The 25,601-nt window shown below is 68.1% G+C and carries 32 protein-coding genes and 1 tRNA gene; 25 read left to right on the top strand and 8 right to left on the bottom strand.

The genetic code is table 11. From position 1 onward, the window contains the following. Positions 1 to 30 precede the first annotated feature (30 nt). Entirely contained in the window at positions 31 to 3,138 is a 3,108-nt protein-coding gene (locus HS045_RS06195; RefSeq protein WP_196450167.1) for a BTAD domain-containing putative transcriptional regulator, read from the bottom strand. 669 nt (positions 3,139 to 3,807) lie between these two features. Between HS045_RS06195 and HS045_RS06190 the strand changes: the two genes are divergently transcribed. Next, positions 3,808 to 4,140, top strand: coding sequence for a hypothetical protein (locus tag HS045_RS06190; RefSeq protein ID WP_196450166.1), 333 nt, complete (start codon positions 3,808 to 3,810; stop codon positions 4,138 to 4,140). 448 nt (positions 4,141 to 4,588) lie between these two features. On the opposite strand, the gene HS045_RS34195 is transcribed toward HS045_RS06190, so the two are convergent. Beyond that, positions 4,589 to 4,771 carry a hypothetical protein gene (locus tag HS045_RS34195; protein ID WP_230883457.1) on the bottom strand — a complete coding sequence of 61 codons (183 nt, stop codon included), beginning with the start codon at positions 4,769 to 4,771 and terminating at the stop codon, positions 4,589 to 4,591. Here HS045_RS34195 and HS045_RS06185 point away from each other — a divergent pair. The 7 genes from HS045_RS06185 (at position 4,685) to HS045_RS06155 (ending at position 7,866) form a co-directional block, all read left to right on the top strand. Further along, positions 4,685 to 4,933: a type II toxin-antitoxin system RelE/ParE family toxin gene (locus HS045_RS06185; protein WP_307827460.1), complete on the top strand. Its 249-nt coding sequence runs from the start codon at positions 4,685 to 4,687 to the stop codon at positions 4,931 to 4,933. The genes HS045_RS34195 and HS045_RS06185 overlap by 87 nt on opposite strands. Positions 4,934 to 4,938: 5 nt before the next feature. Then, positions 4,939 to 5,238, top strand: coding sequence for a helix-turn-helix domain-containing protein (locus tag HS045_RS06180; protein ID WP_196450165.1), 300 nt, complete (start codon positions 4,939 to 4,941; stop codon positions 5,236 to 5,238). 386 nt (positions 5,239 to 5,624) lie between these two features. Then, positions 5,625 to 5,996: a type II toxin-antitoxin system RelE/ParE family toxin gene (locus HS045_RS06175; protein ID WP_196450164.1), complete on the top strand. Its 372-nt coding sequence runs from the start codon at positions 5,625 to 5,627 to the stop codon at positions 5,994 to 5,996. Beyond that, complete coding sequence (locus HS045_RS06170) at positions 5,993 to 6,349, top strand: helix-turn-helix domain-containing protein (RefSeq protein WP_230883456.1); 357 nt, start codon at positions 5,993 to 5,995, stop codon at positions 6,347 to 6,349. The genes HS045_RS06175 and HS045_RS06170 overlap by 4 nt, the downstream gene beginning before the upstream one ends. 396 nt (positions 6,350 to 6,745) lie before the next feature. Then, positions 6,746 to 6,991 (top strand): hypothetical protein, encoded by a 246-nt coding sequence (locus tag HS045_RS06165; RefSeq protein WP_196450163.1) that lies wholly within the window; start codon positions 6,746 to 6,748, stop codon positions 6,989 to 6,991. Further along, positions 6,988 to 7,413, top strand: coding sequence for a type II toxin-antitoxin system VapC family toxin (locus HS045_RS06160; RefSeq protein ID WP_196450162.1), 426 nt, complete (start codon positions 6,988 to 6,990; stop codon positions 7,411 to 7,413). The genes HS045_RS06165 and HS045_RS06160 overlap by 4 nt, the downstream gene beginning before the upstream one ends. 174 nt (positions 7,414 to 7,587) lie before the next feature. Next, a complete protein-coding gene (locus HS045_RS06155; RefSeq protein WP_196450161.1) occupies positions 7,588 to 7,866 on the top strand; it encodes a hypothetical protein in 279 nt (92 codons plus the stop codon). A gap of 31 nt (positions 7,867 to 7,897) precedes the next feature. Here HS045_RS06155 and HS045_RS06150 read toward each other — a convergent pair whose 3' ends face one another. Then, positions 7,898 to 8,143: a hypothetical protein gene (locus tag HS045_RS06150; protein ID WP_196450160.1), complete on the bottom strand. Its 246-nt coding sequence runs from the start codon at positions 8,141 to 8,143 to the stop codon at positions 7,898 to 7,900. After that, positions 8,144 to 8,476, bottom strand: coding sequence for a DUF6247 family protein (locus HS045_RS06145; protein ID WP_196450159.1), 333 nt, complete (start codon positions 8,474 to 8,476; stop codon positions 8,144 to 8,146). A gap of 191 nt (positions 8,477 to 8,667) precedes the next feature. Here HS045_RS06145 and HS045_RS06140 point away from each other — a divergent pair, with 191 nt between their 5' ends. Further along, positions 8,668 to 9,801 carry an IS630 family transposase gene (locus HS045_RS06140; RefSeq protein WP_196450158.1) on the top strand — a complete coding sequence of 378 codons (1,134 nt, stop codon included), beginning with the start codon at positions 8,668 to 8,670 and terminating at the stop codon, positions 9,799 to 9,801. A gap of 232 nt (positions 9,802 to 10,033) precedes the next feature. Here HS045_RS06140 and HS045_RS06135 read toward each other — a convergent pair whose 3' ends face one another. Beyond that, positions 10,034 to 10,297: a hypothetical protein gene (locus tag HS045_RS06135; protein WP_196450157.1), complete on the bottom strand. Its 264-nt coding sequence runs from the start codon at positions 10,295 to 10,297 to the stop codon at positions 10,034 to 10,036. A 314-nt stretch (positions 10,298 to 10,611) separates the two neighbouring features. Between HS045_RS06135 and HS045_RS06130 the strand changes: the two genes are divergently transcribed. From HS045_RS06130 to HS045_RS06120, 3 genes are all read left to right on the top strand, one after another. After that, positions 10,612 to 10,941 carry a hypothetical protein gene (locus HS045_RS06130; protein WP_196450156.1) on the top strand — a complete coding sequence of 110 codons (330 nt, stop codon included), beginning with the start codon at positions 10,612 to 10,614 and terminating at the stop codon, positions 10,939 to 10,941. A gap of 286 nt (positions 10,942 to 11,227) precedes the next feature. Then, positions 11,228 to 12,418 (top strand): helix-turn-helix domain-containing protein, encoded by a 1,191-nt coding sequence (locus HS045_RS06125; protein ID WP_196450155.1) that lies wholly within the window; start codon positions 11,228 to 11,230, stop codon positions 12,416 to 12,418. A 107-nt stretch (positions 12,419 to 12,525) separates the two neighbouring features. Beyond that, positions 12,526 to 13,089: an NUDIX hydrolase gene (locus HS045_RS06120; protein WP_196450154.1), complete on the top strand. Its 564-nt coding sequence runs from the start codon at positions 12,526 to 12,528 to the stop codon at positions 13,087 to 13,089. Here the strand turns inward: HS045_RS06120 and HS045_RS06115 are convergent. Next, positions 13,070 to 14,191 (bottom strand): XRE family transcriptional regulator, encoded by a 1,122-nt coding sequence (locus tag HS045_RS06115; RefSeq protein WP_230883455.1) that lies wholly within the window; start codon positions 14,189 to 14,191, stop codon positions 13,070 to 13,072. The genes HS045_RS06120 and HS045_RS06115 overlap by 20 nt on opposite strands. A gap of 216 nt (positions 14,192 to 14,407) precedes the next feature. Between HS045_RS06115 and HS045_RS06110 the strand changes: the two genes are divergently transcribed. The 10 genes from HS045_RS06110 (at position 14,408) to HS045_RS06065 (ending at position 21,599) form a co-directional block, all read left to right on the top strand. Next, positions 14,408 to 14,842, top strand: coding sequence for a hypothetical protein (locus HS045_RS06110; RefSeq protein ID WP_230883454.1), 435 nt, complete (start codon positions 14,408 to 14,410; stop codon positions 14,840 to 14,842). Next, positions 14,839 to 15,141, top strand: a complete 303-nt coding sequence (locus HS045_RS06105; protein ID WP_196450152.1) for a hypothetical protein — start codon at positions 14,839 to 14,841, stop codon at positions 15,139 to 15,141. Before HS045_RS06110 ends, HS045_RS06105 begins: the two co-directional genes overlap by 4 nt. A 96-nt stretch (positions 15,142 to 15,237) precedes the next feature. Further along, positions 15,238 to 15,954: a GntR family transcriptional regulator gene (locus HS045_RS06100; RefSeq protein ID WP_196450151.1), complete on the top strand. Its 717-nt coding sequence runs from the start codon at positions 15,238 to 15,240 to the stop codon at positions 15,952 to 15,954. A 117-nt stretch (positions 15,955 to 16,071) separates the two neighbouring features. Next, positions 16,072 to 16,497 (top strand): plasmid replication, integration and excision activator, encoded by a 426-nt coding sequence (locus HS045_RS06095; protein WP_196450150.1) that lies wholly within the window; start codon positions 16,072 to 16,074, stop codon positions 16,495 to 16,497. Continuing rightward, on the top strand, positions 16,494 to 16,799 hold the full coding sequence (locus HS045_RS06090) for a hypothetical protein (protein ID WP_196450149.1): 306 nt from the start codon (positions 16,494 to 16,496) through the stop codon (positions 16,797 to 16,799). Before HS045_RS06095 ends, HS045_RS06090 begins: the two co-directional genes overlap by 4 nt. Positions 16,800 to 16,884: 85 nt before the next feature. Then, positions 16,885 to 18,297: an FtsK/SpoIIIE domain-containing protein gene (locus HS045_RS06085; RefSeq protein WP_196450148.1), complete on the top strand. Its 1,413-nt coding sequence runs from the start codon at positions 16,885 to 16,887 to the stop codon at positions 18,295 to 18,297. Continuing rightward, the gene (locus tag HS045_RS06080) at positions 18,294 to 18,497 is read left to right on the top strand and encodes a hypothetical protein (RefSeq protein ID WP_196439708.1); all 204 of its coding nucleotides are present in this window, start codon (positions 18,294 to 18,296) and stop codon (positions 18,495 to 18,497) included. The genes HS045_RS06085 and HS045_RS06080 overlap by 4 nt, the downstream gene beginning before the upstream one ends. After that, positions 18,494 to 20,161: a replication initiator gene (locus HS045_RS06075; protein ID WP_196450147.1), complete on the top strand. Its 1,668-nt coding sequence runs from the start codon at positions 18,494 to 18,496 to the stop codon at positions 20,159 to 20,161. Before HS045_RS06080 ends, HS045_RS06075 begins: the two co-directional genes overlap by 4 nt. Next, positions 20,158 to 20,412: an excisionase family DNA-binding protein gene (locus tag HS045_RS06070; protein ID WP_230883453.1), complete on the top strand. Its 255-nt coding sequence runs from the start codon at positions 20,158 to 20,160 to the stop codon at positions 20,410 to 20,412. Before HS045_RS06075 ends, HS045_RS06070 begins: the two co-directional genes overlap by 4 nt. Before the next feature lie 137 nt (positions 20,413 to 20,549). Then, positions 20,550 to 21,599 carry a site-specific integrase gene (locus HS045_RS06065; protein ID WP_307827395.1) on the top strand — a complete coding sequence of 350 codons (1,050 nt, stop codon included), beginning with the start codon at positions 20,550 to 20,552 and terminating at the stop codon, positions 21,597 to 21,599. Positions 21,600 to 21,679: 80 nt separating this feature from the next. On the opposite strand, the gene HS045_RS06060 is transcribed toward HS045_RS06065, so the two are convergent. Further along, positions 21,680 to 21,753 (bottom strand) — tRNA-Gly (locus HS045_RS06060). A gap of 112 nt (positions 21,754 to 21,865) precedes the next feature. Here HS045_RS06060 and dcd point away from each other — a divergent pair. Beyond that, positions 21,866 to 22,441 (top strand): dCTP deaminase, encoded by a 576-nt coding sequence (dcd, locus tag HS045_RS06055; protein WP_196450145.1) that lies wholly within the window; start codon positions 21,866 to 21,868, stop codon positions 22,439 to 22,441. Here dcd and HS045_RS06050 read toward each other — a convergent pair. Then, positions 22,326 to 23,642 (bottom strand): MFS transporter, encoded by a 1,317-nt coding sequence (locus tag HS045_RS06050; RefSeq protein WP_196450144.1) that lies wholly within the window; start codon positions 23,640 to 23,642, stop codon positions 22,326 to 22,328. The genes dcd and HS045_RS06050 overlap by 116 nt on opposite strands. 273 nt (positions 23,643 to 23,915) lie before the next feature. Between HS045_RS06050 and HS045_RS06045 the strand changes: the two genes are divergently transcribed. Together HS045_RS06045 and HS045_RS06040 are read left to right on the top strand one after the other, a co-directional pair. Further along, positions 23,916 to 24,533, top strand: coding sequence for a DUF47 domain-containing protein (locus HS045_RS06045; RefSeq protein WP_196450143.1), 618 nt, complete (start codon positions 23,916 to 23,918; stop codon positions 24,531 to 24,533). Next, positions 24,534 to 25,538, top strand: coding sequence for an inorganic phosphate transporter (locus HS045_RS06040; protein ID WP_196450142.1), 1,005 nt, complete (start codon positions 24,534 to 24,536; stop codon positions 25,536 to 25,538). The last annotated feature ends 63 nt before the right edge of the window (positions 25,539 to 25,601 follow it).

Raw genomic sequence — 25,601 nt, 5'->3', positions numbered from 1 at the left:
AACGCCAGGCCGGCCGTTCCGGGACGGGCGTCAGGCCAGCCGTTTCAGGACGGCGCGGGCCTCGTCCAGCAGGTCGGGGCCGCGCCGTTCGCCGTACTCGGCCCCGATCCGGGACATGACGCCGGGGGCGACCCGCTCGGCGTGCGCGGCCAGCAGCGGCCACTGCATCGTCGGGGTGAACCGGTTGTAGGCGAACCGGTCGGCGAGCACGAGCAACCGGACCGCCTCCTCGGCGGGCAGCGCCCCCTTCAGCAGGCCCCAGATGCTCAGCCCGGCGAGCAGCATCCCCGCCACCGGGTAGTCCCTGAACGTGCGGGCCGGGTCGAACGCGACCAGGACCTTGGCCCGCAGCGACTCGAAGAGGTCCGCGCCGTCGTCGCCCTCGCCGTACTGCGCGAACGCCGAGAGCGCGACGGCCTCGCCCACGAAGTCCCACGGCGAACCGTCCGTCGTGCCCGGGACGCTCAGGTTCCGGAGCGCCTCGGCGGCCTCGCGGTGCCGCCGCAGTCCCTCGGCGATGTCGCCGTCGGCGAGGGCCAGCTGGGCTCTGCTGGCGGCGAGCGACAGGACCTCGCCGTAGGTGCCGTGGACGGCGAGCGCCTCCATGTCGTCGATCATCCGTGCGGCCTCGTCCCGGCGGCCCTCCACGAGCGCCGCCGTGGTGAGGACGGCGCGGATCTGGATCGCGTCGTCCGTCGCCCCGAGGCGCTCCAGCACCGGGAGCGCCTCGGCCGCGTGCGCGGCGGCCGAGGTGAAGTCGCCGAAGTTCGCGTGCAGGCTGGCCAGCTGGGTGTGCAGCACCGCCCGGTGCCAGGGACCGCGGTCCTCGCCGACGAGCCGGAGGGCGGCCCGGGCCGCCTCGATCGCGCCGGCCGGATCGCCGGTGTTCTCCAGGCCGTGGCACAGCCAGTGCAGCACGGTCGAGCGGACCAGGGGGTCGGGGTCGTCGATCAGCCTGTCGAAGCCGTTGTCGGGGTCCGACACCGTGGTGAGCAGTACGGTCACCACCGCCCGGACGGCCGGGTGCGCCGAGTCGGCGCCCAGCTCGGCCAGTAGCCGCACCAGCGGCCCGGTCTCCTCGTAGGAGACGATGGTGGTGTTGAGCAGCGCGATGGACAGGGCCACCCGGGTCCGGTCGAGGAGCCGGGGCGGCGGCGTCCAGCCGGCCAGCGCGACGGCGACGGCCGGGGTGAGGGCGATGCTGCGCGGGTGGTCCCCGCAGATCGACCAGTAGCCGCCCAGCGCGGAGAACAGCACCACCACCGCTTCGGGATCGGGGTCGGCGAGGGCCTCGCGCAGGACGTCACCGAGGTTCGTCTCCTCCGCCCGCAGCCGGTCCATCGCGTCGACCTGCTCCGGCGAGTACAGCCGGACGCCGTGCCGACCGGCGTGACCGACGGCCCACGCGCGCACGGCGGCCCGCGCATCGGCGGTCTCGCCGGCCTCCTCCAGCCGCACCCGGCCGAACTCGCGCACCGTCTCGAGCATGCGGTACCGGACGCCGCCGGCCGTCTCCGCGACGGTGAGCAGGGACTGCTCCACGAGCTCGGTGACGTCGCCGAGAGCGTCGTCGCCGAGCACCTCCTCCGCCGCGTCGAGGGCGAAGCCGTCCGGGAAGGCCGAGAGGCGGCGCAGGGCGCGGCGCTCCCGCTCGCCGAGCAGGTTCCAGGACCAGTCGATCACCGCCAGCAGCGTCCGGTGCCGGGAGGGGGCGCTCCGGTCACCGCCGCGCAGCAGCGCGAACCTGTCCTCCAGCCGGCGGGCGATCTCGGCCGGCGACATCACCCGCACCTTCGCGGCGGCCAGTTCGATCGCGAGCGGCAGGCCGTCCAGACGGGCCACGACGGCGCGCACGTCGTCCGGGTCGAGGCGCACCCCGGGCCGGGCCGCGGTCGCGCGGTCGCGGAACAGCTCGACGGCGTCACCGGTTCCCAGCTGGGGCAGCGGATAGACGCGTTCGGCGGCGATCGCCAGCGGCGCGCGGGTCGTGGTGAGGACGCGCAGCTCCCGCGTGGTCGCGACCAGATAGGCGACCAGGTCGGCGACCGCCTCCACCAGGTGCTCGCAGTTGTCGAGCACCAGCAGCGCCGGGACCGGGGCGAGCCGCTGGGCGATCCGGGCGCGGACGTCGGCGCGCTGCTGCGGGGTGAGCGTGCGGTGGCCGGTCACCGAGTCGCGGACGCCGAGCGCCGACCCCACCTCGCCGACCAGGTCATCGGGCGTGGTCACGCCGACCAGTTCGACGAAGTGCACCACCGCCTGCGGGGCCTCGCGGGCGACGGCGTGGGCGAGCCGCGTCTTGCCGAGCCCGCCCGGACCGAGGATCGAGACCACCCGGGACCCGGTGAGCAGTGCCCGCACCCGCCGGAGGTCGTCGTCGCGGCCGAGCAGCGGGGTCGTGTCGAACCGCACGCCGGCGCGCACGGGGCTGTCGAGCGTCAGCAGCTCGCGGTGGACCCGCCGCAGCTCCGGTCCGGCGTCGGCGCCGATCCGGTCGCGCAGGTCCGACCGGTGGTGCTCGAAGCGGTCCAGCGCGGCGCCGGTCCCGCGCACCGCCGCCTCGCTGCGCAGGAGGTCGGCGAGCAGCCCTTCGTCCTCGGGGTGGACGCGCACCGCCTCCTCCAGGCCGGCCAGGGCGGACCCGTGGTCACCGCTCCGGCTCCGGGCGCGGGCGAGCACGACCCGTGCGGACGCCAGGTCGCGTTCGGCGCGGCGGCGCACCTCGGCCAGCGGACCGTCGCCCTCCGGGGGCAGCGTTCCGGCGCCCAGCGCGAGTGCCTCCGCCGCCGCCGCGGCCGCCGCCGCCGGATCCTCGGCGAGCAGCGCCCGCGCGCGGTCCGCCAGGGCGTGCAGCCGACCGGCGTCGACCCGCTCGGGCGGAACCTCGAGCCGGTAGCCTCCCGCCTCGGTGGCCAGCGCCTCCGGCCCCACCACCGTCCTGGTCCGGGAGACCAGGACCTGCAGCGCCTTCGTCGGATTGGCCGGCTCGTCGTCCCCCCACACCTCCGTGACGAGCCGGTCCGCGTTCACGGTCCGGCGGGCGAGTGCGAGGGTGGCGAGCAGCGCCTGAGCCCTCTCGCCGACCAGAGGCTGCCCCCGCCACCGCACACCGTCGAGCAGGCTCAGGTCGATCGGCATGACCCAAGTCTAGGCTCCACCGGACCGTCCGTCCTCGGCCCGTCGACCCGTCCCTCCTCGGCCCGTCGGCGGGTCCGCGTCCTCGGCTCGTCCTCGAAAGCGCCGACGCTCCGGTGATCCAGCCGATCACCCCGAGGACCAGGACCGCTCCGGCCCACAGCGCACCCTGCCGGCCCCGGTCATCGGCGCCTGCGAGCCGCACGGAGCCGTGTGCCGGATCTCGTCTCAGCCGGCGGTGCCGGCGCGGCGGATGAAGCGGTGGCTACTGGACGGTCATGCGGTGGCCGTGGTCGGCGGACACGGGGCAGAGGAAGACGGTGAGGGCTCCGGAGCGGCCCAGGACGAGCCGGGCGGGTCGCAGGTGTTCCGGCGCTCCGCGGCCGGCCACAGGAGGGGACCGCCGGGTGGGGCCCGCGGACGCCCGGTGTGCCGGGCCGGGGGTGGAGGCGGACCGCCGTCCTCGCGTATCTGCGTATCCGCCCGGGTATCCTCCGGCGAAGGCTCACGACGATGACGGGGCCGATCCGGAAGGCATCTGATGATCCGACGGGAGATACAGGTACAGAACAAGTAAAGCGACCGTGTCTCACCAAGCTTGACAAGTTCCGGTCCCCGTGAGTGACCGCGGTTCCCCGCCTGTTCTGCACACGATCGCTTGCTCATGCTTACATGTTCGGCATGAGTCCTGGTTCGGATATGGGCAGGCGTCTCGAGCCTGTTCCGGCAAAGACGAACTCCGCCGGTGGCAAGGTGAAGTACGTCATGCTGGCCCTTGTCCTGGGGACGGTCCCCCTTCTGCTCGCCAACTGGGTCATCGCTGCCGCGATCCTGGGGCGCGACTGTCTCGTGTTGTACGAGGGCGGAAACATAACAGAATGCGGTGGCGGGCTTTCGGAGGAAGAGATGTCCGCCGCGTCGGGACTGGTCGCGCTGGTGATGCTTGCCATCCAGATAGGACTGATCGTCTTGGTGAGACGGCGCATCCGCTCCGGTTCGCAGTGAGGTCGCGTGGCCGACGACGGCGCGCCTCGAATCTTTGTACCGAGAGCGAACGAGGCGGAAAGGTCGCCGACGGCATGGGAAGGCTCACCGAGGAGGCCCTGAAAGATGAAGATCGAGAGGGGTCGGGCACGTAACGGACACGGAAGCGTGTGAAGGTCCCGAGAAAGATCAGGGCCTAGGATCCGGGGATTCCCTCCGACTTGAGCCTTGAAGCTTGAGAGCGGGTGACGGGAATCGAACCCGCGCTGTCAGCTTGGGAAGTGCATCGATCACGCCTCGTAGGATGGCTGAGCTGGGCGTTCGGGCGGTCGTGAGTGACCGTGGTCGACCCCTCGTCGCCCTGTCTAATGGCACGACGATCACATATGTGACCACAGACGCTTCCAAGGAAGGACCGGTCACCAGAGAAGCCCGGTTTCATGTTCTTGGGACGCGACTCTTGCTCTCGCTATAACGTCCGCGTTATGAACTGGAGCCGGAGGTCGATGAGTGGTTCGACACGCTTGATCAGGAGGACCAGGAGACGGCGGCGTTCTACGTCGATCTGCTGGCCGAGCGTGGTGTCCTGCTCGACGAGCCCTACACCCGGCAACTCCGCGGCAAGCTGCGGGAGCCGCGGTTCCATCTGCACCGGGAGGCGGTACGGATCACCTACTGGATCGCTCCGGGGAGGCGGATCGTCATGCTGACGGTGTTCCGTAAGCAGCGGATGCGGGAGTCCGTCGAGATCGAGCGTGCGTGGCGGGCCATGCGGCGGTGCATCGCTGAGGCCCACACCGCGGATGAGGAGTGAGCGGCATGGGGGAGCGCAGGGCCTGGGCGGACAAGAAGGCCGAGATCATGAGCCGCCCTGGTGCGGGAGCGGCATACGAGGCGGCCAGGATCCGGTTCGAGCTGGGTGAGGCGGTACGGCTGCGGCGTGAGCAGCTCGGGCTGACCCAGGCAGAGCTGGCCGAGCGTACGGGGCTGAAGCAGCCGGCGGTGGCGCGGTTCGAAGCGGGCGGGACGATGCCCACCATCCCGATGCTGGAGCGGTTGGCGGAGGCTCTGGAGATGCGGTTGAGCGTCCAGTTCCAGCCGCTGCAGGAGGCGAGCTGATCGCAGCCGGAGTGGCGTTCGATCTCGTACGGTGCCGAAGCCGCACTAGGAACGATCAAGGCCCGGGTCGGGATTCTCTTCCTGACCTGGGCCTCGGTGTGTGGAGCGGGTGACGGGAATCGAACCCGCGCTGTCAGCTTGGGAACCGGCTACTGATCTTGCCGGGCTGAGCTGGGAAACGAAGGTGCAGGTCAGGGTAGTCCGGTTGACCGTGAGTCTCCGTGGATGACAGAGGTTCCCTGCCTGCTCTGGAACGGATCTGGCACGTGATCAACGTCGCCTAGGAGGACCTGGACGAGCAACCAAGATCGAGAAGTGGATGCGGGGGTGGGACTGGCAATCATCTCCGCCACGAGTTACCATCGAATGCATATACTATTTATGGTATGTCTCAGTGGGAGATCGATCTAGAGCCGGAGGTGGAGTCTTGGCTGGACGGACTTTCCTTTCCGCTCTACCAGCGGGTCATGCGGAACGTAGACGACTATCTCGTCACTGGCGGCATCCCTGATGGGGATCACGTGAAGAAGCTGAAGGATGCCGAAGATGTGCACGAGCTGCGTGTTGCTCTCGACCGCATGACCTGGCGGTTGACCTTCTGGAAGCCGGCCAACAAGGTGATCGTGGTCCTCACGGTCTTTCGTAAGACACAGGACGGGACGCAGACCGCCGACATCGCCCGAGCGATCGCTGCTAAGAAGCGGTGTGAGGCTGAGCACGACCTAACCACCACGCACGTGTTCGAGAGGAGCGCATGATGGGTCACAGCCGTTGGGAAACCTACAAGGCGAAGCGTCTGCGCGAGATGGAAGCAGATGCGCAGCCCCACTCCGAATACGAGCAGGCGGGCCGTGACCTGGAGCTCGGAGACCAGTTGCGTGAGATCCGTAGGCGTCGAGGCTTGTCTCAGAAGGTCGTAGCGGAGCGCTCCGGGATGTCCCAACCCGCTCTGTCTCGTATCGAGGGCGGTGGCGGTATCCCGGATATAGCGACACTGCTGCGCATCGGTGCGGCAATGGGGGTTCGGTTCCGCGTCGAACTCGTCGTCGACGACGACACCACTGAAATCGAGCCTCTAACGGTGCATCATCGGCAGCTCGCGACCGCATAAGTTACAGGCGGCCACTTTTAAGATCAGTCCGCGGGCTCCGCTGCTCCTTCCGCGGTGGCAGACTTCAGCCGCGACAGGCTTGCTCGAGAGTCGTCAGCGTCAAGAAAACGAAGATCAGCTCTAGATCAGGTTCTTGAGCTGGGCCTTCTTTCTTGGAGCGGGTGACGGGAATCGAACCCGCGCTGTCAGCTTGGGAACCGGCTACTGATCATGCTGGGCTGAGCTGGGGAAACGGGGGTGAAGGTCAGGGTGTGCCGGTTGACCGTGAGTCCCCGTGAGTGACCGCGGTTTCCCGCCTGTTCTGGCACGGATCCGGCACGAAGCCTTGATGTCAAGACACCGCTGATACGGCGGTTGGGCTGGGGTAAGCGCGGACGCTTACGTAGACTCAGGGGTATGACTGCCGGGTACGCGCACGAGGAACTCCACCATCTGGTCGATCGGCTCTCTCCGGACCAGGCGCGTCGTCTGCTGCGTCTGGTGAAGACGGATCCGGAGTTGGCTGAGATCGTGGACGAAGAGATCGATGAGCCGGTTGGACGTCGGCGGTTGTCGATCGCGGGGATCGGTGCCTCCGGTGAAGGGGATCTGTCGGAACGGGTCGAAGATCTGCTGGCGGAGCGGTTCAATCGTTCGGTGTGACCGCCACGCTTCTGGACACCGGCCCTCTGATCGCCGTCGTCGACCGAGATGACAAGCACCACGCCTCATGCGTACGTCTCTTGGAGGAACTGGAGGGGCCGCTGCTGCTGCCCTCGACGGTTCTCATCGAAGCCGGTTGGACGATCAACAAGCACATGGGGGCAGCCGTACATGCCCAGTTCCTTGATCTCGTGACGGAAGAGTTCGAGTTGGTCGATCTCTGCCCTGCTGACGTGCGGCGCATGGCCGAACTCGTCCGGTGCTACAAGGACGCGCGTCTTGATCCGGCGGATGTGTCTGTCGTCGCCATCGCTGAGCGGTTGGATGTCACGCAGATCGCGACGCTCGATCGCCGAGACTTCACTCTGATCCGGCCCCGGCACATTCCGGTGTTCAGACTGCTGCCGGCCGTACTCGCTTGAGAGGTTTTGGAGCGGGTGGCGGGAATCGAACCCGCGCTGTCAGCTTGGGAAGTGCATCGATCATGCCTCGTAGAGCGGCTGAGCTGGGCCTCGGGCCGGTCGTGAGTGACCGTGGTCGACCCCTCGTCACCCTGTCTAATGGCACGCTAATGGCGCGAGCGGCAAGGTGATCCGGTGAAGCTGAACGAGCAGGTCGCGGCGGGGATCGTGGAGGAGCACCTGGGCCAGTGGCGACGTGTCGCACGCTACGACGAGCTTGCCGTGATGGAAGAGAACGGCGACAAGGACTGGGAGCACGTCCTCGGTGAGGATGGCCGGGAGTACGAAGTCCTCGCCCATGCTTTTCCACCCGGAAACGAGACGCTTCGGATGGTGATCTCGGTGGACCACTGCAGGAGAGATCACAGAGCTGCCGACCCGCTGATCCGCGAAGCGGTCATGCGCTTGCCGTAGGAGCAGGTGGTTGAGTCCGAGTGCGAAGCCGTTACGGCCATTCGATCCGGATGAGATAGATCTCGCGTTGTTCGTCCAGCACGATGTACGTCGCGAGACCACGCTCACCGAAAGCGTGGGTGAGCATGTTCGCCTTGGGATTGGCCGGGTTGTACGGTTGCCCGCTCCACGGCGCGATCTCCAGGAGGGCGAGCAGTTCCTCGAGCGGACGCAAGGCTTCCTCGGGGAGTTCGGCGATCTGTCCCTCAGCGATCGGGTCGAGCAGGACCTGGTACACCTACAGCTCGATTCCGCGCTCCGCCAGGACTTCACGCCACGGTCTGCCCTGGCGGGATGGTTCACCGGCGATGATCTGCTCGGCCCTGGTGTGCATCTGGCGGCGTCCTTCGGGGTTCTTCGCCGAGTCGCACGCGGAGATCCACCAGCGGTGGACGAAGGCGTTCAGCACGCTGAGATCCAGGCTGACCCGGACTTCGTCGAGTACGGCTCTGAGCCCGGCGTCGAACGCTTCGCGGTCTTGAGGCGTGACCAGCGCGGCGCGGATGGCACGCAGGGTCTTCTCCGGTGCCGGTGGGATGGAAGCGGGGAATTCCTGTGGCTGCGCGGTCATGTGGCGGCTCCTCTCGCTGGCTATGAGCTTACAGAGGAGAGGCGGGGAGACTCCCGGCTTCACCGCACTGGCGGTGAACCTCCGGGGAGACGGCTCGCAGGCTCTAGTGCCGCATCAGGCAACGTTCGCCTCGTTGTGAACTGCCGTCCGGCTGCTGCGCCGGACGGCACCGAGCCGCCATGATGAACGGCGTGGCTGAACGCGTACAGGTCCGTGAGATCGACGACGACGAAGGCAGACGACTGCTGCGGACCATCCGCCGCGGCACCGGATCGGTGGTGACCTGGCGGCGCGCGCAGATGGTGCTGCTGTCGGCCCAGGGCATGCCCGTACCGAAGATCGCCGAGGTGACGTTCACCAGCCCCGACCGGGTCCGCGACGTCATCCACAACTTCAACACCGACGGCTTCGACTCCCTGCAACCCAAGTACCGGGGCGGCCGGCCCAGGACCTTCACCCTGCCCGAACGCCGCGAGATCAAGAAGATCGCCAAGTCCAAGCCGGCCGAGCACGGCCTGCCGTTCTCGACCTGGAGCCTGGCCAAGCTGGCCGACTTCCTGGTCGCCGAGGGGGTGGTCGACGACATCAGCCACGAGGGCCTCCGGGTTCTGCTCCGCCAGGAGGGCGTCTCGTTTCAACGCGTGAAGACCTGGAAGACCTCCCGCGATCCGGACTACGCCGCCAAGAAGGCCCGCATCGAGCACCTGTACGCGATCGCCGACGGCGAGGTCACACCCGAGCCGGGCGAACCCGACGTCGTCGTCTGCGTCGACGAGTTCGGGCCGCTCAACCTCCAGCCCCACCCCGGACGCCAGTGGGCCGAACGCGGCGGACGGCACAAGGACCCCGACCGCGAGCCCCGGCCCCGACGGCGGGCCACCTACACCCGCCCGCACGGGGTCCGGCACCTGTTCGCCGCCTACGACCTGGGCAAGGACAAGCTCTACGGGCACATCAAGCCGGTCAAGACCCGCACCCGGTTCCTGGAGTTCTGCCGCTACCTGCGCAGCCTCTACCCGCCGGAGACCCGCATCGCCATCGTGTGCGACAACTTCTCCCCGCACCTGACCACGAAGAGGGACGCCCGGGTCGGCGACTGGGCCGCGGCCAGCAACGTCGAGATCGCCTACACCCCGACCAACTCCTCGTGGCTGAATCGCATCGAGGCCCAGTTCACCGCGCTGCGCTACTTCGCCCTGGACGGCACCGACCACGCCAGTCACAAGGAGCAGGGCAGCATGATCCGCCGCTACATCATCTGGCGCAACCGCCATGCCGACGACCGGCGCCTACGCGCCGTCGTCGACAGGGCGAACGTTGCCTGATGCGGCACTAGAAACGATCAAGGCCCGGGTTGGGGACGTCTCCCTGACCTGGGCCTCAGTGATTGGAGCGGGTGACGGGAATCGAACCCGCGCTGTCAGCTTGGGAAGTCTCTAGTGATCTTTGTGGCTGAGCTGGGGAAACGCTGACCTGCGGGGGGAGCAGTCCGGCTGCCCGTGGTTCCCCGTGAGTCCCCCTCGCTCCCTCTGCTGACGGGCACGCAACGGGCACGGCCTACTCGTAGATCCTTGCCGCTCCCAGCGCGTTGGCGAAGAACGACCAGGAGGCATTGTCAGGGGCAGGACGACCCGTGTTCATGTAGTAGCCGGGGGATGATCTGATCCAGGCAGCCAACGCTTCCAGGAAGCGTTCCAGGCGGTCGTTCTCCCAGACCGCTCCGTTGATCAGCTCTGCGTGAAGGGCCTCAACGAAGCGGGCGAGATCTTCACGGGTCTCGACGGCTTCGGCTGTGGCCGGCGATATGTCGTTCTGTCCCATGGACTCCATAGTGGAGGGCTCACGACAAGCCCGCACCCCGCCCGCCTGATCATCCCGTCTGCCGTCGACCCGCCCGCAGGGGAAGCAGGGCATGGGCCGGGGCGCCAGGTGGAGCGCCCTGCGGACGAACGACCTGGCGCCCCGGCCCGTGGTCTGCTCGGCTTGTCCCGGGTCGAGGGCAGACGGGACGATCAGGCCCCTACCCCAGCCACCGGTAGGCCGGCGGCGATGAGCACGCCCTTGGCGATCATCCCGGAGCCGGAGTGCCCCTGCCGGAGGCGGGGTGTTACCGAACGCTGCAAGGATCGTGGGCTGTGGGCGATCTGCATTCTCGTGGTGAAGACGAGCCGACCGTTGCGGCGGTGGAGCGATGGAGGCGTGATCGGTCTGAAGCGCTGGCCGCTGACGGGATCACGCTTACCGTGGAGGGCCCGTTCGATGCCCCCGGTATGGATCCGGTCTACATCCTTCAGATGGAGCGGGCTTCGATCGAGTGCGTGGTTGCGGTCTTCCGGGGCGGCACGTTGGACGTGACGCGCGTTGACTGGGATGACCAGTCGCTGGAGCAGGAAGGTGTTCAGGTCTCGTCCGCTGTTGAGCTGGCGGAGGCGCTGGATCGGATCGCCCAGAAGCAGCGGAAGTAGCGGCGGGGCGGCCTTGGTGCGGCGGGTTCGTTGCGTACGGCGGGGTCGGCGGTCGGTGCGCGGCCCGAGTGCGGCCCCGGCCGTGACCGGCCCCCAGGCCGCATGCGCGGCCGGGGTCCGCGACGCTGGGCCGTGCGGCGGCGCGCCGCGCCGCCGCCTTGATCTCTACAAGAACAATTCAGCAGTGCACTGGTTACTCGTCCACATCTCCGGCTTTGGCTCCAGCGCAGTCCGGAATGCTCCCAAAGGGGAAGACAGCCCAGGGATGCTCCGCCATACTGACATCATGATGAGCAGACCGGATAATGTCCGTCCGTGGCAGAGTATAGAAATCCAAACTGACGCAGGAAGATTGACTGCATGGACGGTCGGGGGAGTGGATTTTGAAATATCCAGCAACGATGCGCCAAATGTTTCACTGGAATCTTTTCGTGATGCAGTATTCGAGTATCTTGAGTCGGATCTAGGGAGGGATGTTTCAAGGAAAGCGGCGAGCCTGAATAATGGTGATGTGAATCTTTGTATTGATGACAGGGATCCTCTCCCTTGGGAGGAGAGTCCCATGGTTTTTGTTGACTTCATATCGGGTCCCGAGCTCCCTTTCGAGCTATCTGTAAGATCTGCCAAAAATATCCCCTTGCGGGCTCTTGTGAGTAGAATTGGTTCAATCTTGGAAGAGTATGGGTGTCGGCTTATCTCGCCCGAAGGAATCAAAGAGTTTGAGGCCGTACACTTCACTAGTGATCCTGGGCTTTACACATGGAGTATTCAAGCCCTCTGCCCCTCCAGCCTTAACATTGGTCAGATATGCGCTATCAGAAAAGAGTTAAATTATTCATCATTTTTCTTTAATAACTCGTTTTCTGATCCGAGAGCTGTTTACGAGCTGGTTCGAGCTGGCGAAGTCAAGCGGATATTGGGTATTCCTGAGAACGAGTGGCTAGAGGTCAAGTCTGCCCCCTATGAGATGAAGCGAGACAAGCAGTGGCAGTGCGAACTTGCTGAGGATGTGGCCAGATTCGCCAACTCTGAATATGGGGGTATATTAATATTGGGAATACGTTCAGAAAAGGAGGACGGGCGTGATGTCTTACGAAAGATGGCTCCCCTGCCGATAGACCGTAAGAGAGTGCATAACTACCACCAGTCTTTGGATGCACACGTCCATCCTCCAATAGAGCGCTTGAAGATTGAGAGTGTTCCGGTAGATGGTGGAGAGGTTCTATGTCTTCTAATTCCTCCTCAGCCGGAAGAACGTAAACCTTTCTTGGTGCAAGGTGCATTTTTTGACGGAAAATACCAGCGTGGAATGATTTCCATTGTTCGCCGAAGAGGGGAGCATTCAATCCCTGTCACGGCAAGGGAAATCCATGCGGCACTTGTTGCCGGTAGGGCGCTTTTGCGTGGAGAGGTTAGAAAAACTTTAGGCGAATTAGAAGGCTATAGAAACTCTGAGGGTGAAGGGCTGGGTTCCTGACTTCGGAACTTCGAGGTCACCACATCGAGCGTGGACGATGCCGATAGCGGAACGATCCCTTCGATGTTTGCATGTACGTCGGCGACCTCGGCCGGTAACTTCACTATGTGGCTACCAATGAAGAGCAGACGCGCTGGATCGTGCACGGGGAACGGCTGGTCTACGACAACCGGTGGATCCGGTTGGGCCTGGTGGACGTGGAGATCCCGGGTGGGGAGCGGTTCGAGCATCACGCGGTGCATCTGGACCGGGCGGCTATCGCGGTGGTGGTCGATGAGCAGGACCGGGTGCTGATGATGTGGCGGCACCGGTTCCTGTTCGACCGGTGGGGCTGGGAGCTGCCGGGCGGCCTGGTCGATACAGGCGAGGACCCGATGACGACGGCCGTCCGGGAGGTGGAGGAGGAGACCGGGTACCGGCCCAAGGAGACTGAGCACCTGGTCACCTACCAGCCGATGGCCGGCATGGTCGATTCGGAGCACAGCCTGTTCCTCGTCCGCGGTGCCGACCTCGTCGGCAAGCCGACCGGTGAAGAGGTGGAAGCGGACCTCATCGAGTGGATCCCGATGGCGGAGATCCCGGACATGATCGCCCGCGGGGACATCTGGACGTCGGGGACGTTGATCGGGCTGTATGCGGCTCAGGCGCGGCTCAGTTCAGGGCGCGCTTGACGGCGCGAGACAGCTCCTCGATGCGCTTGCGCTGGCGGCGGGAGCCGGTCATGGTCGCCAGCTGCTGGGCGCGCTGAATGTGCGGCTGGGCGGCCTCGGGCTCCCCTCCGGCCAGCAGAGCGTGTCCCAGGTCGCAGCGGAGCGCGGACTCGGCGCGGTTGTAGGTGCCGTCCATCCCGGCCAGCGCGGAGCGCAGATCCTCGACCGTGCCGGGGTCACCGAAGCGCACCAGGCAGTTGCCGCGCCAGCGGGCCAGGTGATGGCGGTCCAGTGACAGGTACGGCATGTCCTCGTCGGCGGCCCCGTCCGGCAGCAGCGCGGCGGCCTGCTCCAGTGCGGTGCGGCAGGTGGCCTCGTCCCCCAGGATGGCGGCGGCTTCGGCTTCGGCGGCGGCCAGCCAGGTCCGCAGGCGCGGGGGGATGCGGTCGCGGTGGGTGGCGTGCAGGTACTGGAGGAGTTCGGTGGCCTCGGCCGGCCGTCCCAGGTCCATGAGCACGTATGCCTGCTCGCCGGAGACGTAGGCCAGGACGGCAGGGTTATCGGCTTCGCGGGCGGCGGCCTTGGCACGCTCGTAGTGATCCCACGCGTCGGCCAGGGCGCCGGTGTTGATGGCCTGCCATCCGGCCAGGGACGCGGTTTCGGCAAGGACGTGGGCGAGCTGGGCGCGGATGCCGGGCCGTACGGCGTGGCGGTGGACGTGTTCGATGTGGGCGATCTGAGCGCGCATCTTGTCGGCGATGGCCACCCCGCCGACGCGGCGGTCCATCAGCCGCAGGTTGTTGGTCTCCATCGTCAGGATCATGACCATGACGGGGTCGACGACGGCGGAGGCTTCGAGGCGGGCCGTCAGCTCCTCGATCTGCTCCTGGTGCTCGCCTCCGTGGTCCCCGGTCGGGGAGGCGGTATCGAGCGGGGCCAGGCCGAAGAGCATGCGCGCGTGGTCGGGCAGGCCCAGGCCGGCGGCGATGCGCTCGAAGACCTCCAGGTCGGTGACCTGGCGCTGGCGGCGGATGATCTCGCTGATGCGGCCTTGCGGGATGCCGGTGGCGGTGCTGATGCGGACCTGGGTGGCGCCGCTGTACTTGACAGCGAGGTTGAACAACCCGGCTACATCCCGGCTTTTGAGGATTTCCCGGCTTTCTTCGCGGTCCCACACCTGAGCGGGGATCTCGATCGGATCGAACGCGTTCCCGTGCATTCCCGTCCTCCGGTTGCCAGTCCCCGAGGTGGTGCATCGCTACAGGCCGGACTCTATATCTCACCCTGGTATATCCGCGTGGAATAGGCGGAGAAAGTCTGGTTGGACATCCTTTCCGGCATGACAACACCGGTTAAGTGCACCGCGTGTGACGGGCGCGGCTGGAAGATCGTCACTCGTCGGGGATACGTGGCGGCCATGGGGCTGCACCTGGAGATGTCCGCGCGCGAGGACTGCCTGTACTGCGACAGCAACGACTCGGCCACGCAGGTCGTGGAGATGTTCGAGTGGGAGGTGTTCTCCACCTCCGCCGGGGTCGACGAGCTGGGACCGTGCGGGACCAACTCCGGGCAGGCCACCGCGATGGACACCCTGCGCACGGCGCTGCGCCGCCTGGCGGCCGAACCTGCGCAGGCCGACGTGACGGTGTGGGGGCGCATCGTCCACCGGGTCTACGACTTCGGCACCGTCCCGGACGACTGGTCCCGGCGGATCATCTTCACCGCGACCGTCGACCCGGCCGGGACGGTGCGCTTCGAGCGGGTCACCTCGTGAACGCTCGGGCCCTCGGCTGGGAATCGCCGTGCCCGTCCCTGCACCTGCCTCCAGTGCGGGACGAGCACCGGGCATTGACCTGGTACGGCGCGGCCCGGTTCGGCCGGGTGCGAGTGGTGGCCTGGACCTGCCATCAGCACCGGGTGACCTTCTACGAGTTGTGCGAGGCCGGCGGGCTGGCGTTCATCCGCCGCACCGTCGACCGGGACGGCGGGCGGGCCGTCTCCTACAGTGAAGCGTGGTCGTGCCGCAGAGCGCGGGAGATGTGGTCGGCGCTGATGGCGGGCCTGGTCCGCTGACCTCGGGATGCCCGTGGGTGCTGAGGTCCTGACAGGTCTCCACTCCGCCGGTACTGTGCTTATGCAGACAAGTGGAAGAGTGATCGGGCGGTTGAGATGAGCATGGACTTCGCCCCACCGAAGTACGCCCAGGTGATGACGGCGATACAGCAGCGCATCACCGAGGGTGAATACGCGCCCGGTGACATGCTGCCGTCCGAGACGCAGCTCGTCCGGGAGTTCGGCGTCGGCCGTACCACCGTGGTGCGGGCGTTGCAGACGCTTGCCATGCAAGGGTGGATCGAGCGCGAGCACGGGCGCGGCTCGTTCGTCAAAGGCCGGCCGGAGACCTCGGCCGATCGGATCCGGCCCGCGCTGGAGACGGCCGAGCACGCCGAGAGCGCCGAGAGCATCACCGACGTGCGCCGCGTTCCGGCTCCCCGGCACGTCGCGCGCCTGCTGGGGGTCGACGCCCGGACTCCGGTGATCGAACGCCGGAGGGTGGCCAAGCAGGGCGGCCGGCGCTCCGCGGTGGAGACCTTCTGGTTCCCGCTGGAGGTGGCGCTCGGCACCGACCTGGACAAGCCCGAACCGCTGCGGCACGGGATCCGGCAGCATCTCCAGGCGGTCAAGCACCTGCGCTTCGACCACATCACCGAACGCCTGACCGCGCGCATGTCCACCGAGGAGGAAGCCGAATTGCTCGGCTCATCCGCACCCGTGCTCGGGGTGCTGGCCACGGTGCACGACGCCTCGGGAACCGTGCTGCTGGCCATGAGCGTGGCCATGCCGGGGGACCTGCACGAGCTGCTCGACGTCTACCCGGTGAGCTGACGGCCCTCCCACTCGATCCGCTTATTCACTTGTGCGGACGAGTGGGATCGCCTACTCTCAACTTGTCCGCACAAGTGGACGTCCGAATGAAGGGCGTTCCTGATGAAAGGAGTGATCATGGCTATTCAGGGACCCATTCCGATCAGCTTCGAGCAGGTCTTCCCGCACGGCTGCTACATCGTCGGCGCGGTCGAGCAGGTCAAGGACTTCGATGCCTCGACCAGCAGCCGCACCGTCTACGCCAAGGACAAGACCACCGGCGAACTGGTCTGGCAGGTCGCGGTGATGGACGCCGACCCGGCGGTGAAGGCCGGCCAGAAGACGGTGTCGGTCAAGATCCTGTCGCCGGTCGAGCCGGTCGTTCCGCCCGCGCTGCCGGGCCTGCCGTTCGTGCCGGTCGAGTTCGACGGCATGACCGTGACCCCGTACGTCGGCCAGAACACCGGTCGCCTGGCCTACTCCATCCGGGCCACGTCCATGCGGGCTCCCCGCGCGGCCGGAGCCCCGGTCAAGACGGCGGCCGGTAAGGAGGCCGCGGCGTGAGCGAGCACAAGCCGTACACCTTCGTCACGACGTCGATCGACGCCGACGGTACCCGGCTCGGCGTCTCCTTCCACACCGGAGACCTGGCGGTCACGGTGCTGGGGACCGAACGGCAGCGGCCGATCCTGACCGTCTCCAGCGCTGAGGCGCGGGTGTCGCTGTCCACCACGGGCGGCGGGCCGGTCACCGACCAGGACGTGACGCTCGCCCGTCGGCTCGCCGACGCCGCCGCCCGCTACCTCGCCATGTGCGAGCAGCTGCACGCCGAACGCTCCACCTCGGCCGACGCGAACGCGGCCTGACCTGCAAGCGGGGCCGCCAGAAGCGGGAACTTCCGGCGGCCCCTCGGTTCTCCCCAGATGCGATTCAAGAGAGGACTGAAGTCTAATGTTCAAGAAGATGCCCGGTGACGAGGCGCAGCACCTCGTCTCCACCACCCCTGATACCGCCGTGGTGTTCCGCCCCGCTGTGGTGCGGACCCCGGCGTTCGTCACGCTCGTCATCTTCACGGCTCGGCTGCTCGCCGGTCTGGTCCGGCTGCTGTGGCGGCACCCGATCGCCTCGGCCGTCGTCGCCATCCCGTGCGTGGTGGCCTGGCTGTACGGCTGGCGCATGAGCCTGGTCGTGATCGCGGTGGCCGTGACCGTGCCGGCGCTGTGGTGCTCGGTGCACCGGCCCTCGTTCCTGCGCCTGGTGGGCTGGCGGCTGCTGGCCTTCTGGCGCTTCGTCTGGATCTACCGGCGGCACTGGCAGGCCGTGATGATCGTCTCTGGACTCGGGCGGCACCTGCGCGGCCGGGACTACCTCCCCCACCTGATCCGGGTGCGCTGCACCTCGTGGGCCGACGTCGTGACGGTGAAGATGCTGCACGGCCAGGCGGTCAAGGACTGGGCCGACCGCATCGACCACCTGGCGCACGGCTTCGGCGCCCGCTCCTGCCGGGTCTCGATCGCGCGGGCGGGCCGCCTGGTGCTCGTCTTCCCTCGGCATGATCCCCTGGTCACGCCGCTTCCGGCGATGCCGATCCCGGAAGAGGCATCGGTGGGGCCGGTGCGCATCGGCACCCGCGAGGACGGTACCCCGTGGCTGTTGAAGGTTCACGGCACCCATGTCCTCGTCGCCGGGGCCACCGGGGCGGGCAAGGGCTCGGTGATCTGGTCGACCATCCGCGGCCTGCTCCCGGCCGTCCGTGCGGGCCTGGTGCAGATCTGGGCGCTCGACCCCAAGCGCATGGAACTGTCCTTCGGCCGCGCCTTGTTCGGCGACCGGTACGCGGCGACCCCGGAGCAGTGCGCCGACCTCCTGGACGCGGCCGTTGCGGTGATGCAGGAGCGGGCCGACCGGTTCGCCGGCCAGCAGCGCTCCCACACCCCGACACCGGAGGACCCGTTCGTCCTGGTCGTGGTCGACGAGGTGGCGTTCCTGACCGCCTACCAGTCCGACCGGGCCTTGAAGCAGCGCATCTCCGCCGCGCTCGCGACGCTCACCACGCAAGGGCGAGCGGTCGGCGTCGGGGTGATGGCGGCGCTCCAGGACCCGCGCAAAGACGTGCTCACCATCCGCAACCTGTTCCCCGACAAGATCGCCCTCCGGTTGGACGAGTCCGAACAGGTGGACATGGTGCTCGGCGACGGCGCCCGCGACCGGGGCGCGCTGGCCGACCACATCTCACCCATCCCGCAGCAGGGCGCGGGCGTCGGCTACGTCCGCCTGGAAGCCTCCCCGGATCCGATCCGGGTGCGCGCGGCCTACGTCTCCGACACCGACATCCGCGCCATGGCCGAGGCGGTGGCGGCATGAGGGTCTGCTTCTACGGCACCGACGAGGAGATCACCCGCATCTGCGAGCGGCCCATCCTGGCGCTGCTGGGGCCGCGCCGTACGCAGCGGGTGGTGGCCTTCGAGCTGTCGAACGTCTCCGTGACCGTCGACCCCTACGGGACCGTCTTCCGCCTGGCGGCGGAGCTGGCCGAGATCCACCGCGAGGAGGTGAACGAATGAGCAACCCGAACGACCGGGGTCTGTCTCGGGCGCAGCGGCAGAGGATGCCGGTCGCTCTGGACGTGGCCGTGGAGATCGCCAAGCACAACGGCGTGTGCATCCGCCCGATCGTGCTGCGGCGGCTGGACGTACGTACCGGCCACAGCGAGGACGTCAACGTCCCGTGCGGCGCCACCCGGGAGACCGTGTGCCCGCCGTGCGCGAAACGCAACCGCTATCTGCGCATGGCCCAGTGCCGGGAGGGCTGGCACCTCGACCACGAACCGGTGACCACCCCGGATGAGCCGGACGAGCAGCAGCGGTGGCTGATCGAGTTCCGCGCAGACGTGCAGGCCAAGCGGGACACCGCTGAACGCGACGGCACGCCCGAGGAGGTCGCCGACTGGGACGCGGCGATCACCGAGATCGATGAGGAGATCCGCGCGGCCGGGATGCGCGGCACCTTGTCCGGCCGGGCGGCCTCCCGGCGCTCCCGGTCGACCCGGCGGCGGCAGGACGCCCCGGACCTGCCCAAGCGGACCATGAGCCCCACCACGCTCGGTAGAGCCTTCTCCGGCACCGATGGGAAGGTCTACCGGCCGTCGATGTTCATCACGCTGACCCTGCCGTCCTACGGCCGGATCCGGGCCGGCCAGGGCGTGCCGGTCGACCCGGCCTCCTACGACTACCGGCGGGCGGCTCGGGATGCGCTGCACTTCTCCAAGCTGGTCGACCGGTTCGTGCAGAACCTCCGGCGCGTGGCGGGATATGACGTGCAGTACTTCGCATCCGTGGAGCCTCAGAAGCGGCTCGCCCCACACCTGCACATGGCGGTGCGCGGCACCCTGCCCCGCGCGGAGATCAAGCAGATCGCCGCCGCGACGTACCACCAGGTGTGGTGGCCGGCGGCCGATGAAGTCCGCTTCGAGGGCGATCACCTGCCGGTGTGGACGCCACGGGCCGACCTGCCCGACGGCGCAGCTTATCCGGACGGGCAGAACGGCGACTACCTCGACCCCGCCACGGGGGAGCTGCTGCCCACCTGGAATGAGGTCCTCGACCGGCTCGACACCGACGACGACGCCGAACCCCTGCACGTGATCCGCTTCGGCGACCAGGTCGACGTTCAGGGCGTGCTCGCCGGGACCCCGGACGCCGACCAGTGCATCCGCTACCTGTCGAAGTACCTGACGAAATCCCTCGGCGAGAGCCTCGATACCGATGATGCCGCCCGGCGGGATCACGCGGCCCGGCTGGTCGAGGCCCTGCGGTACGAACCGTGCTCGCCGACCTGCCCGAACTGGCTGCGCTACGGCGTGCAGCCGAAGGACGCCAAGCCGGGCATGACGCCGGGCCGGTGTCGGGGCAAGGCCCACAAGCCCGAACACCTCGGCTACGCCGGACGCCGGGTCCTGGTCTCCCGGAAGTGGTCGAACAAGACCCTGGCCGAACACAAGCGCGACCGCCGCACCTGGGTCCTGGAAGCGCTCGGCCTGGCCGATGAGCCGATCGACCCGCACCGCTACCTCTGGAAGCCCGTCCCGGCCGGAGACGGTGACGTCCCCTCGCTCGCCCTGCGTCTGCTGCGCATGGTCGCCGAACGCCAGCGCTGGCGATCGACTCTCCTCGCCCTGCAAGAGCAGGCACCCGGGCCGGATCTTCCGGCAACGAGGAGGGCGGCATGAGCAGGAAGAGCATGCAGAGTCAGGCACCGGTCCTCCCCGAGTCGGCGCGGGGGCGGCTTCTCACCGTCGAGCAGGCGGCCGAACGGCTCAACACCTCCGTCCGCTTCCCTCGTCGCCTGATCGAGGAGCGCCGGATCACCTTCGTCCACGTCGGGCGCAACGTCCGCATCCCCGAAGCGGCGCTTGAGGCGTTCATCGCGGCGGGGCTCGTAGAACCGATCATCACCACACGACGCAGGAGGACCGCGTAATGGCCAGGACCGCCCTCGGCACCCCCGACGAAGAGCCCCGGCGTTCTCCCAGGAGCAGGCCGGCCAAGAGGCGCTTCGGCCGTGTTCGGCAACTGCCCTCCGGACGCTGGCAGGCTCGCTACCCCGGCCCTGACGGAGTGGACCGCCCCGCCCCGGAGACCTTCGCGACCAAGCGTGACGCCGAGGTCTGGCTGACGAAGAAGGAAGCGGAGATCATCGACGAGGACTGGACGAACCCGGACCTCGGGAAGGTCTCCTTCAAGGAGTACGGCTCCGACTGGGTGAACGAACGGCCCGGCCTGCGGCCCAAGACGGCCCAGCTCTACGAGGGCCTTCTCCGGATCCACCTGGTCCCGACGTTCGGCGACCTGGCCGTGAACGGGATCAAGCCCGCTCACGTCCGCAAGTGGCGCAAGACGCTCTTGGACTCCGGCGTCGGCCCGGTGACCGTGGCCAAGGCGTACCGACTGCTCAAGGCGATCCTGAACACGGCGGTGGAGGACCGGATGATCAAGGAGAATCCGTGCCAGATCAAGAGCGGCGGCAAGGAGGAGTCCCCGGAGCGGCCCACGCTGACCGTCAGGCAGGTCTTCGCCCTGGCCGACGCGATCGAACCCCGCTTCCGGGCGCTGGTGCTCCTGGCGACTTTCGGCAGTCTGCGGTGGGGAGAGCTGGCGGCGCTCCAACGCAGGCATCTCGACCTGGAGGCCCGGACGGTCAAGGTCGTGGGATCCACCACCGAACTCAAGGACGGCTCGGTGACCATCGGACCGCCCAAGTCCGCGGCGGGCCGGCGCACGGTGGCGCTGCCCGAGATCGTGATCTCCGAGCTCCGCGCGCACCTCGACCGGTACACCGATGACCGCGACGGGGCGTTCGTCTTCCTGGGGGCGAAGGGCGCCATGCTGCGGCGGTCGACGTTCACCCGGGCCTGGACCAAGGCGCTCAAGGGAGCTGGCCTCTCCGGTGTCCACTTCCATGATCTGCGTCACACCGGCAACACGTTCGCCTCGCAGTCGGGCGCGACGCTCCGCGAGCTGATGAACCGGATGGGGCACTCGACCACCCGGGCCGCGCTGATCTATCTGCACACCGAGAGCGAGCGTGACCGGAAGATCGCCGACGGCATGGGCAGGCTCGCCGAGGAGGCCCTGAAAGACGAAGATCAAGAGGGATCGGGCACGTAACGGGCACGGAAGCGTGAGAGGGTCCCGAGAAAGATCAAGGCCCGGGTCGGAATCATGTTCCTGACCTGGGCCTCAGTGATTGGAGCGGGTGACGGGAATCGAACCCGCGCTGTCAGCTTGGGAAGCTGATGTTCTGCCATTGAACTACACCCGCAGCGGCGTGCCGCGCCAACCACTGTAGCGGAAACTCCGGCCACTCTGGACCCTCGACGGGCCCGAGTTTCTCGGCTTATCCGGAGCGGGCGCCCGTTGGTAGGTTGCCTCACGTGCTGCTTTCCGATCGTGACATCCTCGCCGAGATCGAGTCCGGACGGGTCGGGCTCGATCCCTTCCAGCCGGAGATGATCCAGCCCTCCAGCGTCGACGTGCGCCTGGACCGCTACTTCAGGGTCTTCGAGAACCACCGCTACCCGCACATCGACCCGGCGGTCGAGCAGCCCGACCTGACCCGTCTGGTCGAGCCGGAGGGGGACGAGCCGTTCATCCTGCATCCGGGGGAGTTCGTCCTGGCCGGCACCTACGAGGTCATCACCCTGCCGGACGACATCGCCTCCCGGCTGGAGGGCAAGAGCTCCCTTGGCCGGCTCGGCCTGCTCACGCACTCCACGGCCGGGTTCATCGACCCCGGGTTCAGCGGGCACGTGACGCTGGAGCTCTCCAACGTCGCGACGCTCCCGATCAAGCTCTGGCCGGGCATGAAGATCGGTCAGCTGTGCATGTTCCGGCTCAGCTCGCCGGCGACGCACCCCTACGGGTCCGAGAAGTACGGCTCCCGCTACCAGGGTCAGCGGGGTCCGACGCCGAGCCGCTCCCACCTGAACTTCCACCGGACCCGGATCTGACGCCGGTCCCGCCGTCCGGAGCGGTCCCGCCGTCCCCGCCCGACCCGTCCGCCCGGCCGGATCCGCCGTGGGGGCTGCGTTCGCCGTCGAAGAGGAGCAGCCCGGGGACGAGCAGGGCGAGGAGCGGCAGGAGGGCGGTGGCGGCGCTGGCGGACAGGAAGAGGCCGGGGCCCAGCGCCTCCGAGAGCGGCACCGCCAGCGCCAGGCCGAACGGGCTCATGCTCAGCGCCGCCATCCACTCCAGGGAGGCCACCCGGGCCTGCCGGTCGGGCCGGACGGCGCGGAGCATGCCGACGATCCACTCGATGGCGGAGATCTCCAGGCCGATCCCGGCCAGCAGGTAGCAGGCGAAGACCCGGCCGGGGACGATCGGCTCCATCAGGGCCAGGGGCACGAGGCCGTACGGCAGGAGCCCGACCATGGCGACGAGGCCGGGCCGCCGGGGTGACAGGCGCATGGCGGCGACCGCGCCGATCAGGCCGCCGAGCGAGAGCGCCGCCAGGGTGAGCCCGTACATCCCGTCCAGCGGGGACCGGTACGGCGAGGCGGTGCTGACCGGGAGCAGCACCTGGGCGGGGGCCACGATGAAGGTCTGGTGCAGCGCCGTGACGGATATCACGACGGCCATCCAGGGGCGCCGGGAGACCTCGGCGACGCCCTCGCGGATCTCGACGGAGACCGGGAGCCGGAGCGCGTGCGCGGCCGGGGGTTCGTGGACCCGGCGGAGCAGCAGGGCGCCGGCCGCGAAGCCCGCCGCGGCGAGCCAGAGCGCCGCCCGCGGGTTCAGGAGGGTGACCGCCAGGGCGCCGATGACGGAACCGGCGACGGCGCCGATCCGCCAGGACGTGCTGGTCAGGCCGACGCCGGTGCGGTGGAGGTCCCCGGGGAGCACCGAGGCGAGGCAGGCCTGGAAGGCGGGGCGGAAGAAGGCCTCCGTACCGCCGGCGAGGAAGACGGCGACGCCGAGTACGGCGGGGGAGGGCCAGAGGGCCGCGACGGCGACGATCAGCAGCAGGGCGCACTGGGAGACCGCCATGACGAGCCTGCGGGGGAGCCGGTCGGCCCAGACCCCGCCGAAGACGGCGAAGGACACCAGGGCCACCAGCCGTCCGGCGAGCACCACCCCGATGGCCGAGCCGTCCGGGTCGCCGGCGAGGAGCGCGGTCACCACGGCGATGGGGAAGACGTGGTCGGAGGCCACCGAAGCAGTCAGGCCCCACCAAAGTAGGCGAAACGGACGCTCTCGCCATACGTCGCGGGCCCCCATGTATGGTCAGTATTCGTCATAACATGGTCAAACACCAGCAAACCGGTCGACGGAAAGATGCCGCCAAAGCTCTCCCGCCCGTGTGTCGCCAGGCATACGGGGGGTAGCGACAGGGGGAAGAGTGGGCCTCTAGCGGGTGAAGTTCGCATTTCTGCTGGTAACCCTTACTCTTCTCTGCGGACCATCCCCGCACATCTGGAGATCGACGTGCGCCTGCGTCTCACACCTAGTGAGGACAGCTACTACGACTTGTTCGCCGACTCGGCGAACAACCTCGTCACAGCGTCCCGGCTGCTGGTAGAGATCATTAGTGAAGGATCGGACAGGGAGGCCCTGGCCGAGAAGATGCGCGCGTGTGAGCACGCGGGTGACGAGCGCACCCACGCGATCATGAACCGCCTCAATGAGAGCTTCATCACGCCCTTCGACCGCGAGGACATCTACCGCCTGGCGGCCAACCTGGACGACGTGATGGACTTCATGGAGGCCGCCGCCGACCTCATCGTCCTCTACCAGATCGACCACCTCCCCAAGGAGGTCGTCGGGCAGGTCGAGGTCCTGGAGCGGGCCGCCGAGCTGACCGCCGAGGCCATGCCGCGGCTGCGTTCGATGCGCAACCTGAACGAGTACTGGATCGAGGTCAACCGCCTGGAGAACCAGGCCGACCAGATCTACCGCCGCCTGCTCGCCAAGCTCTTCAGCGGGGAGTACGACGCGCTCACCGTCATGAAGATGAAGGAAGTCATCGACCAGCTGGAGGGCGCCGCCGACGCCTTCGAGCACGTGGCGAACACGATCGAGTCGATCGCGGTCAAGGAAAGTTAAGTGGACCTCTCGCTCGCCCTGGTCATCGGGGTGGTGGTCGTCGCGCTGGTCTTCGACTACACCAACGGCTTCCACGACGCCGCGAACGCGATCGCGACCTCGGTCTCGACCCGCGCGCTGACCCCGAGGGCCGCGCTGTTCATGGCCGCGGCGATGAACTTCCTGGGCGCCCACCTCGGCACCCAGGTGGCGTCGACCGTCGGCAAGGGCATCATCGACGCCCCCGAGGGATCCCACGGCCTGGTGATCGTGTGCGCCGGGCTGATCGGCGCGATCACCTGGAACATGGTCACCTGGTACTTCGGGCTGCCCTCCTCCAGCAGCCACGCGCTGATCGGCGGACTGATCGGGTCGGCGCTCGCCTCGGCCAGCGTCATCCACTGGGACGGGGTGGTGGCCAAGGTCGTCATCCCCATGATCCTGTCCCCGCTGATCGGTTTCACGCTGGCCGGCGCCGTCATGATCGGCATCCTGTGGGCCTTCCGGAGGGCCCATCCCAGCCGGGCCAACCGCGGCTTCCGCCACGCCCAGACGCTCTCGGCGGCGGCGATGGCCCTCGGGCACGGTCTGCAGGACGCGCAGAAGACCATGGGCGTGATCTTCCTGGCGCTCGTGGTCGGCGGGTACGCGCAGCCGAAGGACCCCATCCCCCAGTGGGTCATCCTGGCCGCCGCCACGGCGATCTCGCTGGGCACCTACGCGGGCGGCTGGCGGATCATGCGCACCCTCGGCCGCCGGATCATCGCCCTGGACCCCCCGCAGGGGTTCGCGGCGGAGGCCGCCGCCTCGACCGTCCTGTACGGCGCGGCGATCGGCTTCGGCGCGCCGATCTCCACCACCCACACCATCACCAGCGCCATCATGGGCGTGGGCGCGACCAAGCGCCTGTCGGCCGTGCGCTGGGGCGTGGCGGGCAACATCGTGACCGCCTGGGTCCTGACGATCCCGGCCGCCGCGCTGGTCGCCGCGCTGTCGTACTACGCGCTGCACTGGATGGTCGAGTAACGCCGTCCGGTGAGCGGGGCGCCGGCCGGCCCGGGGGAATCCCGGGCGGGCCGGCGCCTTCTC

The organism is Planomonospora sp. ID82291 (assembly GCF_015711645.1).
GTDB lineage: Bacteria > Actinomycetota > Actinomycetes > Streptosporangiales > Streptosporangiaceae > Planomonospora.
Note: the sequence above shows the minus strand (reverse complement) of the source record. Positions and strands in the feature narration are given on the sequence as shown.